Here is a 7,401-nt window from a genome sequence, read left to right on the forward strand (position 1 = left end):
GATGGATGCACTAATTATTTTAACGGTCATTGCCTTTTGGGTTTGTTCGCTTTTAAGTGTTCGTCATTTACATGCCTATTTGGCACAAAAACGAGATGTCTTCATCCATGTATCTGATATTACCCAAATTGATCCTTTTGAAAAGAAACAGAAGAAGAAAGAACGAAGGGCAGTTATTTTTGAGCATGTTACGAAATATGCAGATGATTTTTCCGATTTAGGGCAGCGCATTAATTTCTTCAGTGAAAATTATATGGTTGAAGATTGGTTAAGAAAATCTGGCAATCCATTAAAGTTGACAGTTGCAAGATTTCAAGGACTAAAAATCTTTTTGCTAATAATTGGATTCATTGCAGGAGTATTATCCATCATTATCCGATTGCCGTTTTCTCAATATTTCATCATTGCTTTTCCGCTAATAGGTTATTTTACACCAATTCTATTGATAAAAAGGGAGGTGAAAAAAAGGCAGCAATTAATTCGGCGTGATTTACCCGATTTTCTGGACACGATTAGTACAAGCTTGCAGGCAGGAGTCAGTTTGGATCAGGCGTTAAGGGAAGTGATTATCCATTTTGACGGTCCGATACGGGAGGAATTTTCCCGGTTTATTAACGAAACCGATCTCGGTGTATCGAGGGAAAAAGCGTATCGGGACTTGCTGCGAAGAAATGAAAACCCTGAATTTCAGTCACTGATTAAAGCGTTAATACAAGGGTTGGAGCTTGGCGTGCCAATTGCAAAAACTTTCAAAGTACAAGCAGAAGATTTGCGGAAAATCCGCCAGGAACAAGCAAAGGAATTAGCTGCCAAGGCATCGCCGAAAGTAACTTTGGTTACGACGTTTTTAATTGCACCGGTATCCATTTTGATGATTGCCGGGCTGATGGTCATGAATATGTTACTTGGTGAAAATAGTATCTTTAATTTATTTTAGGGAACGGAGGAATGTAAAGATGTTAAAAAAATTACAAACAAATTTGTTATTGAAGTTTAAAGAATTGAAAAAAGAGGAAAGAGGATCTCAAACACTGGAATGGATTGGAATTGCTGCGGTAATCGTTATTTTAGTAGGGGTAATTTCTACCGCCATGTCTAATGCAGACAGCATCGGTAATGATGTTGTTGAAAAAATTTCAGAGCTGATTTCACAGATCGGCGGTGGCAGTTAATCAAATCTAACCTTTGAACAGAAGGAGTTATCCTATGGCAAAAAAACTTACCATCGCAGTACTATTTTTCCTAGCAGCCCTCTTACTAATTGGATGTAATGATGATGAGAAGGATAAAGAAAGTCAAAAAGAATCGGATTCGGCCAGCGAGGCAATCGAAACGGAAGATGTCAAGGAGGAAGAGACTGAGAAGGTGGAGGAAGAAGCTGCTGCCTCTTCCCTTCTCCTTCACGCACCAGCAATTCCAACAACGATTGATGAAATGGCCAACCAATTGCCAGGTCTATTCGCAGGAGCAGACAATATTTATGATTATGCCGATGAGATTAAGCAGGAATTTGATAAAGTTGGCCCCTTACCGGAAAATCCAACAGATGAAGAGTACGATCAATATTTACGTTATATATATTCTCTTGTAGCTGAAGACTATCCTAATCCAGAGGATGTAATAAAACAGTGGCAGTTTGCTTCCTTTGGAAATCCTGATTTGCCGGACAGCCGCTATCATTTTAAGCCAAACTATAATATTGAAATTCTCTTAGATGCAAGCGGCAGCATGGCCAATTATGCCGGCAGCAGAACGAGGATGGAGATTGCAAAGGAAGCAATTTTACAGTTTGTCCAAAAAGTGCCGAAGAAAGCAAATGTCTCTCTAAGAGTGTATGGCCATGAAGGAACAGGTGCGGATCGTGATAAGGAGCTATCTTGTTCCACGATTGAACAGGTATACGGATTTGCTCCTTATGACGAAGAGAAATTTAAAAATGCATTAAGCGAGTTCGAACCTGCCGGCTGGACCCCGTTAGCAGGTGCATTATCAGCGGCAAAAGAGTCGATGGCATCCTTCCATACGGATGACCATACGAATTTGATTTATGTTGTCAGCGATGGCATCGAAACATGTGACGGAGATCCGGTTGCCGTTGCGGAAGAACTGTCCCAATCGGATATCCAGCCAATTATAAACATTATTGGTTTCCAAACGGATCAGGAAGCGCAAAAACAGCTGCAGGAGATAGCTAGAGTTGCAGACGGAATCTATGCCACGGCAAACAATCAGGAGGAATTGCAAGCAGAGTTTAAGCGGGCTGAGGAAGTGCTGGAGGCATGGGAAAAATGGAAAAGAGATGCATTGAAAGACGTAAAAGCGGGACAAGTCGATGCTTCCTTTGATATTATAGCCATTCATAATAAATGGAGCTCGATTACGAGAAGAACAATGAACAATATGTGGCGATTGATAACTCAATTAGACGAACTAGAGTTTATTACTTTTGAGCAGAGGATGGAATTGGATGCTCGCAGGAAAGAAATCAAAGATGATATTGAAGAGTTAGTACGTGAATTAAGGAAAAATCTTGAACAAATGAAAGCAGAAAGCTTTGAAGAAGCACAGCAGCAGATTGAGAAGATTTTTCAAGAGCAAAACAGCTAGAAAACAGGGGAATTTTTCCCCTTTTCTTTCATAATAATTCGTCATTTGTAGGAGATGAAAATGAGAAAACCGTTGCAATTTGCATGGGAAGTCTATACAAAAAAATTTGAAAAAGTATTGCTACTAATGCTTTTCACTACGTTACCCCTTTTAATTTTGCACAACTTTATAACAAACTACATATATGTTGTTACTCCAGTTACCTTTGGGGCATCCGTTGGCGATATATATTACGGTTTAATAACGATTCTGCTATTTATTTATGGCCAGGTCCCTTATATCCGGTTTTTATATGCGGAATATAAAGGAGGGGAAGCCTCCTTCCGAGATGCTATCTATCATTTTCTTGTCAATGGTTTCACCGTATTTGTCTTTGCATGCATCGTTTCCATCTTAACGTCAATCGGGTTCATTCTGCTAATACTTCCGGGAATACTCTTCCTTTCTATCCTTTTTCCTATCCCGTATGTTGCCATTTTTGAAGAAAAATCTGTCTGGAAATCTTGGAAGGAAGGCTGGAATATCGGGAAAAGACATTTTTGGAAAATAGCAATTTTATTAACGTTGACAGGATTGCTAGAATTCCTGCTCGGTATATATGTCACCGTTCAAATATTTAATATGACACCTTCCTATGCTGCCCAAATTATTACCCAAATTGTGATTAACATAATTATTTATCCATTTATCGTCTTTTTGATGGCGGCGTTTACGATTAAATGGAGAGAGGCACTAACAATTCTGTCTGTAGAAGAAGAAAGAGGCAAAAATGCAGAACCATTATCGTCTTAGAATAATGAAATAAATTTTGATTATAGAGGGGTTTAAAAATGTTTAAATGGTTGAGAAGATTATTCACCGTTCTTGCAATTGTGTATTTAACCTTCCAGCCTTTTTTGCCAGTTGCTTTAGCCGTAAGCCCATGGCAAGGCAATCCTTGGTCAGGAAATTCATGGGAAGGCAATCCTTGGACAGGTAACCCTTGGGACGGATCTGATTTAACTTGGCAGGGACAGCCATGGCAAGGGAACCCTTGGAATGGAAATCCGTGGAATGGACAAAATTGGAGCGGAGAAGGTACGAGTGAGAGTCCTTGGGATGGAAACAGCTGGGACGGCAGCAGCTGGTATGGGAATCATTGGTCAATGCCAGGATTTTATGGAAACTATTGGAATTTGCCAGGGTTTTCTGGGAATCAGTTTGCAGGCACTCCGTGGGGAATGCCAGGTTTTTCTTATCATAACTTTTCCGGCAACCCTTGGCTAGCTTCTGGTTTTCAAGGTAATCAATTTGCTGGTGCACCTTGGCTAGCTCCTGGATTTTTAGGAAATCAATTTGCTGGTGCTCCCTGGATGCATCCAGGATTTAATGGCAATGCATTTCCAGGAATGCCGTGGATGTATTATGCAGGACTGTATGGACCATTTGGCTATGGCCCATTCGCATACGGGAATTTTTCCGGAAATGGAACGAATGCGGATGTAACGATTCCGGATTTGCCGCTAGGTTATGATGTCGGAAAATATATATTTGAAGATGTCATTATGGGGCAAGTTGATTATATTGGAAATGTCCTTGCCTATGAACAGGGACTAACCTCGAAAATGGATTATGGCGGCAGTTTTTACCGTAATCTGCTGCTGAATGGAATTCGGCTAGGAGTTAAAGACCAAACCCTCTTTGAACTTGTCGACACCTATGATACTGTAAAATCAGGCTATGATAATTTCAAAACATGGAGAAATTTAAGAAGTTTAAGTGATACGGTTAGTACCGGAGCCGGATATGCACAAGCTGCTTCTAATACAGCTACCATCGCTTCTGGAGGAGTTTTAGGGGCGGTTTCCAAATTTAATCTTGCTGGAGCAGCCATAGGTACTGGGTTATCTGCCTTTGAAATGGGATGGAATGCGGCAAAAGCATATCAAGTATTTAACAGTGACGCGACTGGAGCAGAGAAAACCTCTGCAGTGGCAGATGTAACTTCAAGCTTGGGCAGCACACTGATGAATGGTGGTGCTGTGGCGGCGGCAATTCCTGGAGGCCAAGTAATTGGTGCAGGCATGGCTGCTGTTGGTGCAGGAATTTGGGTTGTATCGAAAGGCGTCAAACTGTTCGCAGATAATTGGCAAGGCGGACTCTGGTCGACAACGAAACATATCGCGAAAAAAGCAGGAGAGAAAATTAAGAAAGGCTGGAATAAAGTTAAGAGCTTCTTTGGGTTTTAACGGCTAACAACGGAAAGGATGTTCATACTTGTCAGTACATGATGCAAATCTATTGCGGAAAATAAAAGAGCATAAACGATGGATGGAAAAGTATACCATTCAAAGAGAAAGCTTGCGTTTGAACAGCTGGGATTTTTATCTCGTGTTTTATTCAAAATTTAATAAGCATGCGGGATTTGCAGTTTTTTCGCCACAAGAAGATGCACCGCAGGAATTTTATGAAAAGGCTTTTGACTTATTCCCGTTAATTGTAAATACCCGTTCAAAGATTAATACGTACGTTGCGGAGCGAACACGAATATCGATGGATATGTTTACGGGAATTGCTCACGTAGTAAATAAATTAAAGGCCAGCCTTCCATTAACAGCAGAAGAGCAGCAAATTTACGAAAAAATAGAAATGAACATTGAAAAAATTCTTCAATTCCAGAATGAACTAAAACAACTAATGGCGGAATATAAGAAGAACTATATGCCGGTCCGCCAATATACAGAAGAAGATGTGATGAACCTGGTAGAAGTTTTAGCAGCATTTGACTATTACATTTATAATCAATCCATCTTAGATTACGAGAATACAGAACATTTAATGCTGGTAAAGGATCACTTGCATAATAATTCCCAGCTTCGGTCATTGACAACAAGAAAGGAAAACAACTATTTAAACTGGTTTACAAGCAAGGAACAAAAAGAGAAACTGGCAAGGGATATTGAATCAATACGCCTCGTTGAAAAAGATAAACAATATGACAGGGAGGAACATATTAAAACTGCAAAGCAAGTAATTATCGAGGAGCAGCTGAAGGCAAATGAAGCGTTAAAGAAGGAATCCCGCTTTCCAGTATTTGTTTAAGGCCGGGGAATCTGCTTTTTCAGGCAGATTCCTCAGCAAATTTTTTAAGATAATCGATTCCTTTAATTAGGTTTGTAAGAGGTGCGTCGAATGGAATTTATAAAAAAGTGCCTGAAAAAAGAGGAAGGGTCGGCAACGATTGAATTTTTGGGAATTATTCCGTTAGCAATTTTATTTATAGTAATTTTCATCGAATTTGTCGCAGCGATTCATGCGGTTGCTGTTGTGGAGTCAGCAGCCAACGAATATGCCAACGTATATGCAATGACAAAGGATGCTTCTGAAGCGAACGAAGCAGCAAATAATATTTTAAACAGCTCCGGGGATCACATTCAGCCGGGAGCTATATCTGTTACGTCAGGAAAGGAATTTACTGCTACCGTTAATGCAACGATTGATTTGATGTTTTTGTCCAATTATTTTCCAAATTTGAAAGTACCATATTCTGCCACAGCTTATGGACGGGTGATTGAATGAACAAATGGTTTGCAAAAATATGGAAACAAGAGAACGGGAGCATTGCCATATTTGTTGCCGGCTTAATCAGCATAATGATGATCTTATTTATACTTGTCCTAAATTTAGGCTCGGTTTACGCTGTCAAAGAAAAGTCTGCCACTACTGCACAGCAAGCAAGCCTTGCCGCTACCAGCGCTTTTTATGAACGGGTTCAGGAAATCGTATTCAGTTTTGACCCGTTTTCTTATTTGCCGGAGGAAGTAGAAGATACAACAATATTAGAACCATTTTTCAGTTTGAACTTCAAAATTCAAGAGAGGGCCAATTCCTTCCGCACGATGCCCTCCTATGCAGGATGGTCGGATAATGAACTTTGGCTGGAAGCCTTCGATGACTATGTCATTAATGATTTATTTCCGGTTCCCTTTGCTGGTTCAGCATTAAAGCAAATGTTAAGGCTTGCTCCCCTTGAAAATGTGGCAGCTGGCAAGGCGAGAGAAGCTGTACTGCAAAATGGAGGCACACTGGAAGGGGCTCGACTGATAATAGAGGACAGCCGGATTAAGGTTAGGGCTGCAAATAAAATTAATTCCATTTCATTTGGCGATGATTTGATTGACAGTATTACAGACAACCTTTATCAGCAAGGCGGCGGACCGAAAATAGAGCTTTTAAACCATATTTGGAACGGATCGGCAAATATATCGTTATAGCCATTTCGATGCATTTTCCCGTTAGAATTAGAATTTTTGTTTGAAAATTGGTAAAATTGGACATGGTAACTGCATAAAGCGGATGGCGGTTGACACTCCCTTCCAGAAAGGGGGTGTTTCGATGGTGACATACGAAATGATGTCTATGCTATTCCAATTCGGGATATTTTTGTTAACCGGATTGTCGGTTGTCATAGCGATCATTAGTATGGCAAACCATAAGAAAAAGAAGTAATCGCCCTCCGTTTTTGGCCAAAGCAGGGTGATTACTTCTTATAAAAATTTCATCCGATTTGGTCAGCCGCTCATCTGGCGGCATGCAGTTACTAAGGCTGAGTGTTCCGAGCACTCAGTCTTTTCTATTTTATGATTATTCTATCTTTATTATACATCGTATCTTTATGTTTGCAAATATATTGAGATGATTTGTTTGTGTCAAGCTTTTCTCGGTAACCTTCTCACACTAGTATTTCCGGCACTCTATTTTTGTACGCTTACTTAGGCTACCGCGCGATTACCATCGCTTGGTGGCCTGTTATTT

9 protein-coding genes are annotated in these 7,401 nt (G+C 40.2%); all 9 read left to right on the forward strand.

Annotated features, from left to right (window positions below; genetic code table 11):
• Position 1 precedes the first annotated feature (1 nt).
• The 9 genes from IEV18_RS11570 to IEV18_RS17285 all read left to right on the forward strand — a co-directional run bounded on the left by IEV18_RS11570 (position 2) and on the right by IEV18_RS17285 (position 7,095).
• Complete coding sequence (locus IEV18_RS11570) at positions 2 to 937, forward strand: type II secretion system F family protein (protein WP_188392539.1); 936 nt, start codon at positions 2 to 4, stop codon at positions 935 to 937.
• Between the two features lie 19 nt (positions 938 to 956).
• Positions 957 to 1,172: a hypothetical protein gene (locus tag IEV18_RS11575; protein WP_188392540.1), complete on the forward strand. Its 216-nt coding sequence runs from the start codon at positions 957 to 959 to the stop codon at positions 1,170 to 1,172.
• A gap of 34 nt (positions 1,173 to 1,206) precedes the next feature.
• Positions 1,207 to 2,607: a VWA domain-containing protein gene (locus tag IEV18_RS11580; RefSeq protein WP_188392541.1), complete on the forward strand. Its 1,401-nt coding sequence runs from the start codon at positions 1,207 to 1,209 to the stop codon at positions 2,605 to 2,607.
• Between the two features lie 60 nt (positions 2,608 to 2,667).
• A complete protein-coding gene (locus IEV18_RS11585; RefSeq protein WP_188392542.1) occupies positions 2,668 to 3,399 on the forward strand; it encodes a hypothetical protein in 732 nt (243 codons plus the stop codon).
• 38 nt (positions 3,400 to 3,437) lie between these two features.
• Complete coding sequence (locus IEV18_RS11590) at positions 3,438 to 4,835, forward strand: hypothetical protein (protein ID WP_188392543.1); 1,398 nt, start codon at positions 3,438 to 3,440, stop codon at positions 4,833 to 4,835.
• Positions 4,836 to 4,863: 28 nt separating this feature from the next.
• Positions 4,864 to 5,688, forward strand: a complete 825-nt coding sequence (locus IEV18_RS11595) for a hypothetical protein (protein ID WP_188392544.1) — start codon at positions 4,864 to 4,866, stop codon at positions 5,686 to 5,688.
• Between the two features lie 90 nt (positions 5,689 to 5,778).
• Positions 5,779 to 6,165: a TadE/TadG family type IV pilus assembly protein gene (locus IEV18_RS11600; protein WP_188392545.1), complete on the forward strand. Its 387-nt coding sequence runs from the start codon at positions 5,779 to 5,781 to the stop codon at positions 6,163 to 6,165.
• Positions 6,162 to 6,860 (forward strand): Tad domain-containing protein, encoded by a 699-nt coding sequence (locus tag IEV18_RS11605; protein WP_188392546.1) that lies wholly within the window; start codon positions 6,162 to 6,164, stop codon positions 6,858 to 6,860. The genes IEV18_RS11600 and IEV18_RS11605 overlap by 4 nt, the downstream gene beginning before the upstream one ends.
• A gap of 121 nt (positions 6,861 to 6,981) precedes the next feature.
• On the forward strand, positions 6,982 to 7,095 hold the full coding sequence (locus IEV18_RS17285; protein WP_229733642.1) for a putative holin-like toxin: 114 nt from the start codon (positions 6,982 to 6,984) through the stop codon (positions 7,093 to 7,095).
• Positions 7,096 to 7,401: the final 306 nt, after the last annotated feature.

This window comes from Compostibacillus humi (assembly GCF_014637175.1).
In the GTDB taxonomy this organism is placed as follows: Bacteria; Bacillota; Bacilli; order Bacillales; family Amphibacillaceae; genus Oceanobacillus; species Oceanobacillus humi.

Excerpts from the sequence above, each read along its gene's own strand:
- IEV18_RS11590 (WP_188392543.1), top strand. The coding sequence starts at position 3,438 with ATGTTTAAATGGTTGAGAAGATTATTCACCGTTCTTGCAATTGTGTAT.
- IEV18_RS11570 (WP_188392539.1), top strand. The coding sequence starts at position 2 with ATGGATGCACTAATTATTTTAACGGTCATTGCCTTTTGGGTTTGTTCG.
- IEV18_RS11600 (WP_188392545.1), top strand. The coding sequence starts at position 5,779 with ATGGAATTTATAAAAAAGTGCCTGAAAAAAGAGGAAGGGTCGGCAACG.
- IEV18_RS11580 (WP_188392541.1), top strand. The coding sequence starts at position 1,207 with ATGGCAAAAAAACTTACCATCGCAGTACTATTTTTCCTAGCAGCCCTC.
- IEV18_RS17285 (WP_229733642.1), top strand. The coding sequence starts at position 6,982 with ATGGTGACATACGAAATGATGTCTATGCTATTCCAATTCGGGATATTT.
- IEV18_RS11575 (WP_188392540.1), top strand. The coding sequence starts at position 957 with ATGTTAAAAAAATTACAAACAAATTTGTTATTGAAGTTTAAAGAATTG.
- IEV18_RS11585 (WP_188392542.1), top strand. The coding sequence starts at position 2,668 with ATGAGAAAACCGTTGCAATTTGCATGGGAAGTCTATACAAAAAAATTT.
- IEV18_RS11605 (WP_188392546.1), top strand. The coding sequence starts at position 6,162 with ATGAACAAATGGTTTGCAAAAATATGGAAACAAGAGAACGGGAGCATT.